At 61.9% G+C, this 13,145-nt stretch carries 25 protein-coding genes; 16 read left to right on the top strand and 9 right to left on the bottom strand.

The window, feature by feature from the left end; all coding sequences use genetic code 11:
* The first annotated feature begins 64 nt into the window (after positions 1-64).
* The 15 genes from C7W88_RS12845 to C7W88_RS12775 all read left to right on the top strand — a co-directional run bounded on the left by C7W88_RS12845 (position 65) and on the right by C7W88_RS12775 (position 8,804).
* On the top strand, positions 65-1,114 hold the full coding sequence (locus C7W88_RS12845) for a hypothetical protein (protein ID WP_118073826.1): 1,050 nt from the start codon (positions 65-67) through the stop codon (positions 1,112-1,114).
* Positions 1,087-1,503, top strand: a complete 417-nt coding sequence (locus tag C7W88_RS12840; RefSeq protein ID WP_118073825.1) for a hypothetical protein — start codon at positions 1,087-1,089, stop codon at positions 1,501-1,503. Before C7W88_RS12845 ends, C7W88_RS12840 begins: the two co-directional genes overlap by 28 nt.
* Positions 1,503-2,117: a hypothetical protein gene (locus C7W88_RS12835; RefSeq protein ID WP_118073824.1), complete on the top strand. Its 615-nt coding sequence runs from the start codon at positions 1,503-1,505 to the stop codon at positions 2,115-2,117. The genes C7W88_RS12840 and C7W88_RS12835 overlap by 1 nt, the downstream gene beginning before the upstream one ends.
* Positions 2,114-2,404 (top strand): hypothetical protein, encoded by a 291-nt coding sequence (locus C7W88_RS12830; RefSeq protein WP_118073823.1) that lies wholly within the window; start codon positions 2,114-2,116, stop codon positions 2,402-2,404. Before C7W88_RS12835 ends, C7W88_RS12830 begins: the two co-directional genes overlap by 4 nt.
* On the top strand, positions 2,401-3,270 hold the full coding sequence (locus C7W88_RS12825) for a hypothetical protein (protein WP_118073822.1): 870 nt from the start codon (positions 2,401-2,403) through the stop codon (positions 3,268-3,270). The genes C7W88_RS12830 and C7W88_RS12825 overlap by 4 nt, the downstream gene beginning before the upstream one ends.
* On the top strand, positions 3,267-3,938 hold the full coding sequence (locus C7W88_RS12820) for a Gp138 family membrane-puncturing spike protein (RefSeq protein WP_205525179.1): 672 nt from the start codon (positions 3,267-3,269) through the stop codon (positions 3,936-3,938). Before C7W88_RS12825 ends, C7W88_RS12820 begins: the two co-directional genes overlap by 4 nt.
* A gap of 10 nt (positions 3,939-3,948) precedes the next feature.
* Positions 3,949-4,287, top strand: coding sequence for a hypothetical protein (locus C7W88_RS12815; RefSeq protein ID WP_118073821.1), 339 nt, complete (start codon positions 3,949-3,951; stop codon positions 4,285-4,287).
* Complete coding sequence (locus C7W88_RS12810; protein ID WP_118073820.1) at positions 4,284-5,492, top strand: baseplate J/gp47 family protein; 1,209 nt, start codon at positions 4,284-4,286, stop codon at positions 5,490-5,492. Before C7W88_RS12815 ends, C7W88_RS12810 begins: the two co-directional genes overlap by 4 nt.
* A complete protein-coding gene (locus C7W88_RS12805) occupies positions 5,489-6,121 on the top strand; it encodes a DUF2612 domain-containing protein (RefSeq protein WP_205525178.1) in 633 nt (210 codons plus the stop codon). The genes C7W88_RS12810 and C7W88_RS12805 overlap by 4 nt, the downstream gene beginning before the upstream one ends.
* The gene (locus tag C7W88_RS12800; RefSeq protein ID WP_118073819.1) at positions 6,121-6,798 is read left to right on the top strand and encodes a hypothetical protein; all 678 of its coding nucleotides are present in this window, start codon (positions 6,121-6,123) and stop codon (positions 6,796-6,798) included. Before C7W88_RS12805 ends, C7W88_RS12800 begins: the two co-directional genes overlap by 1 nt.
* A 1-nt stretch (position 6,799) precedes the next feature.
* On the top strand, positions 6,800-7,189 hold the full coding sequence (locus C7W88_RS12795; RefSeq protein WP_118073818.1) for a hypothetical protein: 390 nt from the start codon (positions 6,800-6,802) through the stop codon (positions 7,187-7,189).
* Positions 7,186-7,800, top strand: coding sequence for a glycoside hydrolase family 19 protein (locus C7W88_RS12790; RefSeq protein WP_240344650.1), 615 nt, complete (start codon positions 7,186-7,188; stop codon positions 7,798-7,800). Before C7W88_RS12795 ends, C7W88_RS12790 begins: the two co-directional genes overlap by 4 nt.
* Before the next feature lie 88 nt (positions 7,801-7,888).
* Entirely contained in the window at positions 7,889-8,158 is a 270-nt protein-coding gene (locus C7W88_RS12785; protein WP_118073817.1) for a hypothetical protein, read from the top strand.
* Complete coding sequence (locus C7W88_RS12780) at positions 8,155-8,511, top strand: DUF6527 family protein (RefSeq protein ID WP_118073816.1); 357 nt, start codon at positions 8,155-8,157, stop codon at positions 8,509-8,511. The genes C7W88_RS12785 and C7W88_RS12780 overlap by 4 nt, the downstream gene beginning before the upstream one ends.
* Complete coding sequence (locus tag C7W88_RS12775) at positions 8,505-8,804, top strand: hypothetical protein (protein ID WP_118073815.1); 300 nt, start codon at positions 8,505-8,507, stop codon at positions 8,802-8,804. Before C7W88_RS12780 ends, C7W88_RS12775 begins: the two co-directional genes overlap by 7 nt.
* A gap of 238 nt (positions 8,805-9,042) precedes the next feature.
* Here the strand turns inward: C7W88_RS12775 and C7W88_RS12770 are convergent, their stop codons facing one another.
* The 9 genes from C7W88_RS12770 to C7W88_RS12735 form a co-directional block, all read right to left on the bottom strand.
* On the bottom strand, positions 9,043-9,312 hold the full coding sequence (locus C7W88_RS12770) for a hypothetical protein (RefSeq protein ID WP_118073814.1): 270 nt from the start codon (positions 9,310-9,312) through the stop codon (positions 9,043-9,045).
* Positions 9,309-9,692, bottom strand: coding sequence for a hypothetical protein (locus C7W88_RS12765; protein ID WP_118073813.1), 384 nt, complete (start codon positions 9,690-9,692; stop codon positions 9,309-9,311). The genes C7W88_RS12770 and C7W88_RS12765 overlap by 4 nt, the downstream gene beginning before the upstream one ends.
* A gap of 128 nt (positions 9,693-9,820) precedes the next feature.
* Positions 9,821-10,288, bottom strand: a complete 468-nt coding sequence (locus tag C7W88_RS12760; RefSeq protein WP_118073812.1) for a hypothetical protein — start codon at positions 10,286-10,288, stop codon at positions 9,821-9,823.
* The gene (locus C7W88_RS12755; RefSeq protein WP_118073811.1) at positions 10,278-10,490 is read right to left on the bottom strand and encodes a hypothetical protein; all 213 of its coding nucleotides are present in this window, start codon (positions 10,488-10,490) and stop codon (positions 10,278-10,280) included. The genes C7W88_RS12760 and C7W88_RS12755 overlap by 11 nt, the downstream gene beginning before the upstream one ends.
* Positions 10,480-10,776 carry a hypothetical protein gene (locus C7W88_RS12750; protein WP_118073810.1) on the bottom strand — a complete coding sequence of 99 codons (297 nt, stop codon included), beginning with the start codon at positions 10,774-10,776 and terminating at the stop codon, positions 10,480-10,482. Before C7W88_RS12750 ends, C7W88_RS12755 begins: the two co-directional genes overlap by 11 nt.
* Positions 10,773-11,060: a hypothetical protein gene (locus C7W88_RS12745; protein ID WP_118073809.1), complete on the bottom strand. Its 288-nt coding sequence runs from the start codon at positions 11,058-11,060 to the stop codon at positions 10,773-10,775. The genes C7W88_RS12750 and C7W88_RS12745 overlap by 4 nt, the downstream gene beginning before the upstream one ends.
* Positions 11,050-11,271 (bottom strand): hypothetical protein, encoded by a 222-nt coding sequence (locus tag C7W88_RS22710; RefSeq protein WP_162896038.1) that lies wholly within the window; start codon positions 11,269-11,271, stop codon positions 11,050-11,052. Before C7W88_RS22710 ends, C7W88_RS12745 begins: the two co-directional genes overlap by 11 nt.
* The gene (locus tag C7W88_RS12740; protein WP_162896037.1) at positions 11,264-11,656 is read right to left on the bottom strand and encodes a hypothetical protein; all 393 of its coding nucleotides are present in this window, start codon (positions 11,654-11,656) and stop codon (positions 11,264-11,266) included. Before C7W88_RS12740 ends, C7W88_RS22710 begins: the two co-directional genes overlap by 8 nt.
* A gap of 125 nt (positions 11,657-11,781) precedes the next feature.
* A complete protein-coding gene (locus C7W88_RS12735; RefSeq protein ID WP_162896036.1) occupies positions 11,782-12,120 on the bottom strand; it encodes a hypothetical protein in 339 nt (112 codons plus the stop codon).
* A gap of 338 nt (positions 12,121-12,458) precedes the next feature.
* Here C7W88_RS12735 and C7W88_RS12730 point away from each other — a divergent pair, with 338 nt between their 5' ends.
* Positions 12,459-13,103 (top strand): hypothetical protein, encoded by a 645-nt coding sequence (locus C7W88_RS12730; RefSeq protein ID WP_118073806.1) that lies wholly within the window; start codon positions 12,459-12,461, stop codon positions 13,101-13,103.
* The last annotated feature ends 42 nt before the right edge of the window (positions 13,104-13,145 follow it).

Genomic DNA, 13,145 nt, shown 5'->3' with positions numbered 1-13,145 from the left:
GCAGGGCCCATGAGGCGGCGCGTGAGGACTGACCTATCCTGAGGTTACGGCCTCGGAGCAGGACATGGCGACACACATTCTCGACGCATTTCTGGTCACCTTCGGGCTCGATACGAAAGAGTTCGAGGAAGGCGAGCGCGATGTCACCGACCGCACCAAGCGGCTTCGAGAGGAGCAGCGCCGCAGCTTCACTGAGATCGAGCGCTACGGCAAGAAGACCGGCGAGGCGATCAAAGGCCTCAGCCGCGACGTCATCGGGCTCGGACTGGCCTTCATGGGTGCCCGCTCGATCACAGGGCTGATCTCGAACATGATGACCGGCGCGGCCGTTGCTGATCGTTTCGGCCAGACCTTGGGTATGAATGCCAAGCAGGTCTGGGCCTGGCGCATGGCCATGAAATCAGTCGGCGGCGAGACGGCGGAGGGTGACGCGGCCCTGTCTGCGGTGCAAGGCGCCAAGATGGGCTTCCGCATGGGGACAATGAGCCCCGACCAAGCGGCGGCCTATGGCAGGCTCGGGATTACCGGAAACGATCTCCGCAGTGCTGATGCTGGTGCGATCCTGCAGAAGTTGGCCGGCGCCCAGGGCAAGATGGATCCTCAGCTCTATGCGAGCCTGTTGCAGCAGATCGGCCTGCCCGCTTCCACGATCTACTTCCTGCAACAGGGCAAGGGGTCGGTCGATAAATTGATCAGCCAGTTTGAGGCTGATGCCGCCGGGCAGGAAGCCTTGGCGAAGGAACAGGAACAGCTCCAGAAGACGATGACGGAGTTGACGACCACGATCCAGAAGGAGCTGGTCCCGCCACTGACCCGGATTGCGCAATGGCTGAACGGGATCATGGGGGCGGGGATGAACCGGCCAAGCCTAGCGCGACCGGGGAATCTTCATGGTTCGGCGGCCTGTTTAAGATCAAGCCCGATGGCGGTGGCTGGTCTGTTCCAGGCACCGGTAAGACGCGCGCCGACCGCAACAACAACCCCGGCAACATCGAGGATGGGGCTTTTGCGCGTAAGCAGCCAGGCTACGCCGGAGGTGATGGGCGTTTCGCTCGGTTCTCGTCTCCGGAGCACGGCTTCGGAGCTATGGAAAAACTGCTTGGCGGCTACATGAAGCAAGGCCGCACCACTTTAACGAGCATCATCTCGAAGTGGGCGCCCGGTCATGAGAACAACGTCGGAGCCTATGTCGGGCACGTCTCGAAGCTGACCGGCCTGAGCCCGAATCAGCGCCTCGGCGCCGAGCATATCCCGCTCATCGCCCGCGCCATGGCAAAGCACGAGGGATACAGCTTCAAGACCAACACGGCCTTCTCGGGCCTCGCCTCGATGCAGCGCAACATCGAAAGGTTTGGTGCCAGGGGTAGTGGCGGCAACATCACGGTCCAGAGCATGACGGTGCATACCCAGGCCAAAGACGGTCACCAGCTGATGCGTGATGTCAGAATTGCGACCCAGCGCCGCGCCGCAGTGGCTCAGTCCGATCGCGTGGTGAACCCCTGATGGCCGGTCCTGTCTTCCCCGATGTGCCCAAGGTCCCCGGCGTCCCGGCTGTCGCGCGCAGTCTGATCAATCCCGGAACCGAAACGGAACCGAGACTGACGCAGGACAGCATCACGGTCACCGCGGCCGCAAAGAACCAGTGGGGCATCTACACCACCGCGGGGGCGCAGGCGCTCGAACCGGACAGCATCACCGCGATCGGATACGATGCTGAGTATCGCGTTGCCGACTTCCCGATCGAGGAAGGAGGCTTCGAGAGCTATGACAAGGTGGCAGTACCGTTCCAGAACCGGGTCGTGATGACGAAGGGCGGCACCTTGGAACAGCGCCGCGCCTTCTTGCGTGCCGTGGACGAGATCAAAGGCAACCTCGAACTCTACAACGTCGTCACCCCGGAATGGACCTATCTCAACGTCAACATCGTGCGCGTCAGCACGGACCGTAGCCGTGAACAGGGCGCCGGTCTGATCACGGTCGAGTTGCAGTTGCAGGAGATCAGGCAGAACGCGACGGCGTCGTTCAGCCAGACCCGTGATCCGGCGAGTGCTGATCCCGTCAGTAATGGCTCCGTTCAGGCACAGCCAAGCACGGCTGATACTGCGGGGGTGCAATGACCTACGATATCCCACTCAGTGCGGTGCCATCACAGACGCTTTCGGTGCAGCTCGGTGGCAAATCCTGCCGCATCGCGGTCTACCAGAAGCGCACCGGCCTCTATGTCGACCTCAGCATCAACGACAGGCCAGTGCTGTCCGGCGCGCTTGGTCGTGACCGGACGTGGATCGTGCGCGGTGCTCATTTCGGCTTTCCCGGGGACCTGACGTTCATCGACAGCCAAGGGACCAGTGATCCCCACTACACCGGCCTTGGCGCCCGCTACCGCCTGGTCTGGCAGGCATGACATTCGCGCGCCGCATCATCAATCTGCAGTTCCAGCTCGGCCAAGGCGACTTCGGAACAGCCGGCAATGACACCGTGACGCTTGAGGGCCTGCGGTGCAGCGCCAACATCATCCGTGCCGGATTGGGCTTCAGTCGCGCCGATATTCAGGTCTGGGGCATGTCGCTGGATCTGATGAACAAGCTGACCGTGACGCAGAAATTCTTCTTCGAGAACACCCGCTACAACCAGGTCATCGTTTCCGCTGGTGACGAAGACAGTGGTGTCGCCATGTGCTTCGGCGGTACGATCAGGGAGGCTTGGGCCGATGGCAGGCAGGCGCCCGACATCATGTTCCACATCAGCGCCGATTCCGGGCAGTTCGCGCTGAGCAAGTCAGTTCCGCCGGTTTCGTTCAAGGGCAGTGTCGATGCCGCATTGGTGCTGTCCGGCATTGCTCAGCAAATGGGCTACCAGTTCGAAAACGGCGGCATCACTGGCACGCTGTCCAACCCCTACAAGCCCGGAACGCCACGCGCGCAACTGGAATCGGTGTGCCGCGACATCGACTGCATGCTCGAGGTGGATGAGGCGAACCTGACCGTTGCGGTCTGGCCGAAACGTGGCAGCAGAGGCGGCGAAGTGATCCGCATCGCGCCTGACAGCGGCCTCGTCGGCTATCCCTCTTTCACCCAGTCGGGGATCCAGTTCGCGACGCTCTACAATCCCAGCCTCGCCTTCGGTCGCCCGATCCGCATGGAAAGCCAATTCACCGCGGCAAACGGGCAGTGGACTGTTTCGGCACTGCAACACCGGCTCGATGCCAACGTGCCTGGCGGGCAGTGGTTTACTGACGTGGAATGCAGCTATCTGGACCAGACCGGATGACAGACAACGTGACCGGCTTCGGCTCCCTCGCCTTTGCTCAAGACGACATGAGCCTGATGCGCTTCATTGCGCGCCAGGAGATGAATGGTCTGGCGACAACAACACTTGTCGAAGTCGTTGCCGTGGACAGCGATACCGTGGATGTAAAGCCGCTGGTCAAGCAGGTTGACGGCGCCGGATCAGGCATCGACCACGGCATCATTCACGGCCTGCCGGTGCATGCTCTGCGCGCCGGACCCTGCGTAATCAGGATCACGCCACGCGTCGGCGATATCGGGGCAGCCCTGTTCTGTCACAGCGACATCTCCGGGGTTAAGGCGAACAAGGCGGCATCAGTGCCAGGCTCCGGCCGTCGCTACGACTGGTCCGATGGGCTCTACATCGGCGGCTTCCTGCCCAAGGCGGCCCCAACCACCATCATCGAAATCGATGCCGACGACAACGTCAGCATCACGGCGCCGACGGTCAAGGTCTCGGTCACTGATGCCGTCGAGATAACGGGTCCGGTCACGACAGACACCGAATACCGCGTCGATGGAACCAAGGTGGTCGGTGCACAAGGCGGCGCGATCAGTGATCCGACCGGCGGCGCTACGATCGACACTGAGGCACGCACCGCAATCGGCTCCATCCTCTCGGCTTTGAGGGCGCACGGCCTGATCGCGTAGCCTTGATTACATGGCTGCAACGCTACTTCTCGACCGCGACACCTGGGATCTCTGCCTCACCGCCAATGGCGACATCGCTGTGGCCACGGAACCCTATGGCTTGGAACAGGACGTCGCATCGGAGTGCCGGGTGTTCGAAGGCGAATGCTATTACGACACCACGCGGGGCATTCCTTACCTGACATCCATCCTTGGTCGCCCGGTACCGGTGCAGATCCTCAAGGAAAAGCTGGCGCAGGCTGCCCGGCGCGTGCCCGGGGTCAGGACCGCGACAGCCTACCTCACTGACATCTCTGGCCGCTCCGTCTCCGGACAGGTCCAGTTCAATGCCGGAACCGCGACACTATGAGCACGAACGTTCCATCGGCGCAGTTCACCGCGGCTGGGCTTGTCGTTCCCACGGAATCGGAGATCAAGGCTGGTCTTTGGGCTGACTTTCAGGATGCGTTTGGCGGAAATCTCAACGAATCCGACGCGACGCCACAGGGTCAGCTCGTCACCAGCCTTGCCGCGACCATCGGCGCCAGTAACGATCTGCTGCTTCAGCTCGTCAACTACATCGATCCGGCATTCACTTCGGGTCGGATGCAGGACGCGATCGGGCGCATCTACTACCTGACGCGCGTCGCTGCGACCTCGACGCTGGTGCAAGCGACCTGCACCGGAGCTACCGGCACAGTTATCCCGGCGGGCAGTCTGGCGCTGGCCAGCGACGGCACGATCTACCAGAGCCTTGGAGACGCAACCGTCGGCTCCGGTGGCTCGGTGGTGACCACGTTCGCGGCCATCACGACCGGCCCCATCGCTTGCCCCGCTGGCTCTCTGACCCAGATCTACCGCGTCGTGCCGGGCTGGGATACCGTGACCAACGCGTCGGAGGGCATTATCGGGCGCGATGAGGAGACGGCAGCCGAGTTCGAGAAGAGACGCGCGGCTTCTGTCGCTGGCAATGCAACCGGCATCCTTCCTGCGGTGCGGGCGGCTGTTCTAGCGGTTGATGGCGTGATCGATGCTTACGTGACCGAGAACCCGACCGATGCTCCGGTGGCGACGGGCGGCGTTACCCTTGCCGCGAACTCGCTGTATGTTGCTGTCAGCGGCGGCACCAATGCCGCTGTTGCCGCTGCAATCTGGTCCAAGAAACCCCCAGGCTGCGCCTATACCGGCACGACGACTGTTACGGTAACGGACACGCAGGGCTACTCTCCACCCTACCCCACCTATTCGGTCAAGTTCACCCGCCCCTCGGCACTGCCAATATACTTCGCAGTCGATATCGCGGACAATGGCATCGTGCCGGCCGATGCTGCCGACCAGATCAAGGCTGCTATCGTGGCCGCGTTCAATGGTGAGGATGGCGGTCAGCGGGCACGCATCGGGTCGACGATCTATGCGCTCCGGTTCGCGTCCGGAATCTCAGCTCTTGGGCCGTGGGCGCAGCTTGTCAGCATCGCCATAGGGACGACGTCGACGCCCACGGCCAGCGAGGTTGCCGTCGATATCGACAAGTTGCCGATGATTGACGCTGCCAACATCACGGTCGCTCTGGTGTGACGACGCTCGTATCCTTTTCCTCGGAGCCGCTGGGCTTTACCGGCGGACTGGACGGCGGGACTGCTGTTGCGTTCGATGCCCGGCAGACCTTGCTCAGCCAGTACGCCAACAGCCCCATCATCGTCAGCTTGGTCGAAGCGCTCGGTGCGGCGCTGGACCCGCAAGCGGCATTCAACGAGTTCTACGACATGGTCTGGAACGTCGACACAGCCGAAGGTTTCGGCCTCGACATCTGGGGGCGGATCGTCGGCGTCAGCCGCGCGCTCTTCGTATCGGACAGCCTCTATCTCGGATTCAGCGACAGCACCGATGCCGTGCCGTTTGGTTCCGGCATCTTCTGGGGTGCGGCAAGACTGACCCCCAACTTCAAGCTCAGTGACCTCGCCTATCGCAGGCTCATCCTGGCCAAGGCGGCGCTCAATATCACGAACAGCTCGATCCCTGCGATCAATGCCATCCTGCGGGCTCTCTTCCCCGGCTACGGCAACGTCTATGTCCGCGACAACGGCGACATGACGCTGACCTATGTCTTCGGCGCTGCACTGTCCAAAGTAGATTACGCGATCGTTTCGCAGTCCGGTGCCCTGCCTAGGCCGGTTGGTGTCAGCTTTGATGTGGAACAGCCCTGATGCAGCAGTCTGATCTTCCCGCCCGTTTCCCGATCCCGTTCGGGGCCAGTGCTGGGGGCAGCTACATCCGGCCGATCCCGAAGGACCCTGTGGCCCCAACCGGGTCTGACGCGCCTGCCAGCCTTACCGAGGGTTTCCCTCCTGAGACCTTTTTGCCCGAAAGCAGCGGCGGCATCCCGCCCAATGGCAAGGACTTCAACGGCATCCTGAATCAGATCACGGCGGGACTGCGCTGGCTAGCTGCTGGCGGCGCCGCGATCTTCAATTCAGACTTCTCAACCGCGATTGGTGGTTATCCAAAGGGCGCAAGGCTCGCGTCGGTTTCATCCCCGGGCGTTGAGTGGATCTCGACTGTCGACAACAACACCACCGATCCCGATGGTGGCAGCGCGGCGAACTGGATCAGGGCAACGCCATATCGCATCCTCAAGGAGGGGACACTTTCGACCCCAATGGTGGCCGGGAGCTCCTACACGATCACTTTTCCGGAACCGTTTCCGACGGCCTGCACAAGCTATTCGGTTACGCCAATCAATCTGACTGCGGCGGCAACCCGCGACAACTGGTTCCAGCGCGTCTCCTTCAACCGTTTCGGCATCACGCTGGTGTGCCAGGGCACGGTAACCGGCGGCGACAACACCTTGGATGGCGTCGACTGGCAGGCGAACGGATACTGAGATGGACGGTAGCAACACCCTCTTCGAGGTCGCTGCCTCCGCAACAGGTGTCGGCGTCAGCGGCGGCGCAGGTTTCTTCGCGCTCAAATGGTTGGTCGAGTACTTCGGAGGGCGAATGGACAAGCGTGCGGCGGCTCTGGATGCGGGCACGCAGCGTCTTATGGAGCGGCTTGAAGCGCGGGTTGATGAACTCACCAAGCGCGTCACGACGGTCGAGAAGGAACTCGCCGAGTGCCAGAGCAAGCACGCTGAAAGCGAGGCCAAGGCCGCGCGTCTCGAAGCGCTGATCGGTCTGACGACTACTACCATGCGCGCAGCATTCCCCGTCGATGCGACGATGCCCAACGACCTCGCTGTTCTGGCAGCGAGACTCGAGGGAGTCGGCCAGTGATCGACTGGCGCAGGACACAGACCCGCCTCATCGCGAAGGGCTACGACATCGGCGCCGCAGACGGCATCGCTGGCAAGCGGACGCATACCGCCCTGCTTGCCTGTGTCGCCCAGCGTGCGATGACGCCGCTCGAACCGCTGGGGGCAGCCATGGCCGTCCATGCTCCCGCGCACGGCATCACCGAGACGGCGGCGCGCCTGGCAAACTTCTTGGGTCAAGCAGCGCACGAGACCGGGGCATTTCGATACTTGCGCGAGGTCTGGGGGCCGACGGATGCCCAGAAGCGCTATGAAGGGCGTCGCGATCTCGGCAACACGCAGCCCGGAGACGGTTACAGGTTTCGAGGTCGCGGCATCTTCCAGCTGACCGGTCGCGCCAACTACCGGGATATTGGCGCCAGCATCGGGCAGCCGCTGGAATCAAGCCCCGAACTTGCCGAGCGTCCCGACATCGCGGTCCTGACCGCCTGCCGGTTCTGGCAGTCGCGCGGGCTCAACGCTCTGGCCGATCAGGGCCTTGAAGACACGATCACGCGGCGGATCAACGGCGGTACAAACGGCATTGCGGAACGGCGATCCTACGTCGCCCGGATCAAGGCGCTGCTGTCGTGAGCGCGCGTCTGCTCGCCCGGGCTGCACTTGAGATCTGCACCATCGCCGCGCTCATCATCGCTGTCGCGTCCTGCCGGAGTATCTGTCGATGACCCGCATTCCCCATCTGCGCATCGTGGTCGGCGCCAGCCTTCTCGCCGTGCTGGGCTACCTCGGCTTCTCGATCTGGGTCTTTGGCTGGACTTCGGACGCTGCCTTGCGTGGTGACGTCGTCGGGACCTGGAAGAGCTTTGCCACCTTGGCGTTCGGCTTCTGGATCGGCTCCTCTAGCGCTGGCAAGGCCAGGGACGGTGATCCGGCGCCGGTGGCTGTTGTGAACGGGCCGGATTCTCCGGTGCCGGTGGAGACTAACCCATGACCACAGTCGCACCTGTGAATCAGCGTGGCAGCGCTCCTGCCGTGTTCGTGGCCGATTTCGATGATGAAGAGGCGCGCGTCGAGGCCGGTCACTGGCACTTCTACACTGCCTATGGCGACCCGGAGCAACGCAAGGCGGGCATCTTGTTCGGGTGCCCTTGTGGTTGCGGTTCCATGTTCTGTGTGGGCTTCGACAGCCACGAAGGCGCTGGTCCTCGCTGGCACTGGAACGGTCAGCAAGAGGCTATCACGCTGACGCCTTCGATCCTGATCTATCAGATGGACCAAGCGGGCAATGTGACCGGTGAGCACTGGCATGGCTTCCTGACGGACGGTGAGTTCAAGTCGTGCTGACCTTCCTCATCCGCCACTGGCGCATCGTTTCGATCCTCGCCGCTGCCCTAGCCCTCTATGCGGCCTTTCGCTGGTACGTCGCCGGTGAGATCGAGCAGGCGCGCAAGGACGACGCAGCCGCGGTGCAACGCATCGATGCCATCGCCGACGATGTAGCGGGCCAAGTCGCGGCATCGCAGGCCGCTACCGTTGAACAGGAGAACCGAGATGCGCGCCAAGCTGCTTCTGATAGCGACGATCCTCTTCGTGCCGGCCTTGACCGGCTGCGGGCAGGAAAGACCGGCTCTCGCTAAACCGCCGGCGGATTTGTTGCAGTGTGCCGACGAACCTGTTGCGCCTGCACTGCCCGGGCGTGAGGAACAGGCGCGGCGCGATGCGATGACGCTGGATTATGTCCTGGCGCTGCGATCGGCTTGGGGGGATTGTTCGGCGAAGGTTGCAGGGGTCAGGGCTTGGGCTGATCAAGTAAACGACTAAGGGCGGCGCGACCGGGAACCCCCAATCCTTCGCCGCCCTATGGTGCCGGTCACGTTAACCGGACTTAGGCTTGCCCTCTACCACAGGCGGGGGTGAAGGGGAATGGCTGAACACAAGGTCTCCGCTGGCAATCCAAGCTGGCGCACCTTCAGGTAAGTCGCCGTAGAACATCCACGCGGTTTCACCGGCATACTCTGGCCTACCATCATCAGCGGGACCGGCCTTGATGAAGTTGAACGTCTGCCCGTCGATCACGTCCATGACCGGACGCACCGGCCAGCCATCGCCGCGACGGACTTTGATGGTGGCTTGAACAATACTCATGTCCTGTCCTTCATATCGCGGATGGCTTGGGCGCAGTGATCTATGGCGCTGTCATAAGCGGCGTCGCTGTCGTCTTGTGGCTCCGAAAGCCTTTCCGCCTCACATGCCTTCGCCGCTTCCTCAAGCGCTGCGTTGCGTGCCTCTGCCAGCGCGGTTTCGAGTTCGGTGATGCGGGCGGCTTTATTGCTCTCACGCGATAAATGCTGTATCGCCGCAATTGGCATGTTTTCGCCACTACCCGGTGGACTAGCGCCGGGTAGTAACCCCAAAAGCGCATCTTTCGCGTCTGCCAGAAGCTCAACTAGTTCACTAACTGATATGCCGTAGTTTGCGGCGTGCGCCTCGATCATGCAATCAATCCGCTCCACCAGGTCAGACATCACCGGCCTCCTTGCACCCTGCCAACTTGAACGGTGTGCCAGCGATCGGTGACAGGATGATCCTTCGCGGCTGTCGGCGGATTGGCTGCATGGCCTTGGACTGTGCTTTCAACAGTTCGCGTAGGCGTTCAAGCATCACCGGCCTCCTTCGCGCGAAGGGCCTTCAGAACAATATCGTTGATCTGGTTTGTCAGCGGCAACTGGCGTCGCTCCGTTAGTTCACCAATCTCGCGCAAAGCCTCCCGCATCTTCGCCACACCACTGACGGCTTCGTAGGCGGTGATTGCTGCGACGGCTTCCTGTATCCGATGCTCCCATGATCCATCGACCACCGAGTGCGCCCGCGTCTCATCGGAAAAGTTGCCAATCTCCGAACGCCTTATCGCTCGTGCAACAGCCTCCACCTCATCCCCGCTCGGCATTGCAGGGACAAGTTGGCCGGTGCGGAGTTTGTCGGCGATGTCGGTGAGCACGCTGGCAATTTGTTCAAACTCCCTTGACGGCATCACGCCGAATGGGGTGTTCGCCAGTTCGTTGGAGTGCTTTATGCGCGCGACCTGTGCCAACCGCTCCAGTTCTACAGGGTTAATGGTCATTGGGGGTTCCTTCGGGCTTGTAGGCGATGATGTCGGTGTGCGCGTAGTCTTCGTAAGGTCGCCAGTCCAAGAACCGGCTATCAGGATGCCTTGCGGTTTTGCCGTCGCGGCGCATGATAGTGACGGGTTGCCACGCATCTATCGGACACGGCCCACCGTCGTGCTCAATCCAGCCTTCCGCCTTCATCTGGTCAGTGATCATGGCTGGTGTCCTCGCAGGCTTTGGGCGCATCCTGACGGGTGGCGAGGGCTTGGCGGGCGATATTCTTCAGGCAAAAACGAGCATCGTTCCATCCGCGAGCATAGTCAGAGCGGTCGTTCGGCTCAGTGCGGTTATCCCTGATTTCCTTCAAAGCCTCCCGCAACTTACGCTCCCGTTCCTCGAAGGCGCGTTGGATGAGCACCGCAGGATCATCGCCAGTGCTCTCATCCCAAGCGGACAGGGCACTCCCCCACAACTCCACCGCCCACTGCTCAGGCTCTGTCATTGTCCTGCCTCCGGTGCGGGTGGAAGGGCGTAGAGGGGTGTTTCGGTCCAGCCTGCTTCAGTAAATGCAGGCAGATCTGGGACGCGTTCTCTCACAACATGTTTAGCCTCGCCCCTCGCATACATCCAAGCAACCGGCTCCATCCGTGCCAGCGTCTCGCGCTCTGCTTGGTGGCGGGCGAGTTCCGTAACGAGTGCTGCGGGAACGGGCTTGATGCCGTAGTTCATAAGCAGCGCCGCAATCTCAGCTTCATCCGCCTGAGTTACCGTCACTTCATCCTGCATGGGGTGGCTCCTTGGGGGTGTGTTCGCCGCAGAAGTCGTCCTTCGATACGGTCGGCCAAATGGTCATGGTCGGGCAGTGCATCCCGCCCGATACGACAGGCGCGCGGCGCTTGCAGGCATACATGATGGCATGGAACTCAGCGGTTCCACGGTCTGGATTGACGAACGGCATGACCGAGCGCCACAGGCACGTTCCACAGGTCTTATCCATGACCTGCCTCCGCCTTGGTGAGGATGGCGTCGATCTTGGCGATGGCTTGCCGGTCGTCGTCCAGAAGTTCACCCATGCAGCAAGCGCATTCCTCGCCCCAATCACCGCGACTTGGACGCTTCATGTAGTCATCGATGTCTGCAATGATCTTGCGCGCCTCTCGCAAAGCCTCGATAAGATCGTGGTGGCTGTTCACTGCCTGGTGAACGAATGCCGCCGTTGCTTCGACCTCTTCGTCCGTGGTGCGAATGCACTGGCGTCCCCAATTCTTGGTGAAACCACCTTCAAGGCGCATTTGAATGCGATTGCATGTGCCGCTTTCGTCCAGCGCGTAAATCAGCAAGCCATCACGAAGGTAAGGCAAAGGCGTATGTGTCTCAGTCATTTCGCTTCACTCCAATGCTGCACCCCACGACCTGCCAACTCGAACTGATCCATAGCCCTGCGGTATTCACGGACGGCAAGGCACAGGAGCGCGATGGGGGTGAGGATGATTGCGAGGGGTAGAGGTCAGTCATGGCGGGCCTCTTGTGGGGTGGGGGTGAGCAACGCGATCACGGCGTCGGCAGCATCAAGATAATCGTGCTGAAACGGCTCATTGATGTCGCGGAACCGGCCTCCAGACATGCCGCGCTTGGCTATCCAGCGCTGCTTGTTCTTGAAGGCATCGGAGAAGTTGTCGCCCAATGCGCTGGCGATGGTCCGCGCTATCTTATCGCGCAGGTCCGCTGCCTCCGCCACACCTAACCCATTGGCCGCATGTGCCCCCGTTTCCCCGACCATATGGCCTGAAACCCCCGAAAATTCTGGCTTGGCGGTTAACGCTTTCTCAAAGGTGGATCGGCTCATGACCGCCCTCCCCGCTCCGGTGCATCTCCGGTGAAACGAGGCGGAATCGCGCAGATGTTCCTAGCCCGTTCCGCCGAGCAGGAGACGCAAAAGCACGGGTTTCTGCGGGTTACGCGGTCAGCCGCTTCCTTCGGGAGGCAGGGGCCGGAGGTTCGAATCCTCTTTCCCCGACCATTTCACCTTCAAAAGGTGATCGAAAGGGCGGCCTTCGGGTCGCCCTTTTCGTTTGTTCAAGCAGTTCAGTTCGTCGCTCGCCTGCCACAACTCCTTCATTTCGCCCGCAAATCCGTCTCGCAAAGTCGCAAGACGGGTTCCGCTGGGGAACAACAACGACGACCTTGTCCGGGTTAGCCAATCAACTGGACAGGAACTTTACTCGTGACAATCCGCAAGCTGACCGTTGCCCTTCTCGTCGCCACACTCCCCTTGCCACCGCAGCAAGCGCACAAGACGCAGCCGCTGGCACCGAAACCACCGCCGGAGCCACCTCGGCAGCGCCGACGGCGGCCACGCCGACCGTCGGTGCCGTAGTCTACGACGCCGCAGGAGCCGAAGTCGGCAAGATCAAGAGCGTTAACGCGCCCAACTTCGTGATCGACACAGGCAAGAACACTGCCACCTTGGCGCTGACTGCACTCGGCACCGGCCCCAAGGGTCCGGTCCTCGGCATGACCAAGGTTGAACTCGACGCCGCTGCCGAAAAGGCTGCCGCAGCCGCAAAGGCTGATACGGCTGCCGCAATCGTCGTCGATGCCCCGGTCTATGCGTCCGACGGCACCACCCAGCTCGGCAAGGTTGCTGAAGTGACCGATACCGAGTTCGTGCTCGACGCTGGCGCAGTTCGCGTCAAGCTGCCGAAGACTTCCGTCGCCAAGGGCGCCTCCGGCCTGATGATCGGCATGACCGCCCAAGCCTTCGCTGACGCTACCAAGAGCGCGGGCCAGAGCGCGGATGCAGCGGCCGCGAAGCCCGCTGGCAAGTAAGCCATTCAGGGAGCGGGCGGCGTGTTTCCCCCTTTTTCGCGC

The sequence above is a fragment of the Novosphingobium sp. THN1 genome, assembly GCF_003454795.1.
Classification (GTDB): domain Bacteria; phylum Pseudomonadota; class Alphaproteobacteria; order Sphingomonadales; family Sphingomonadaceae; genus Novosphingobium.
The sequence above is the reverse complement of the archived record's forward strand: the minus strand, read 5'-3'. Positions and strand labels throughout refer to the sequence as shown.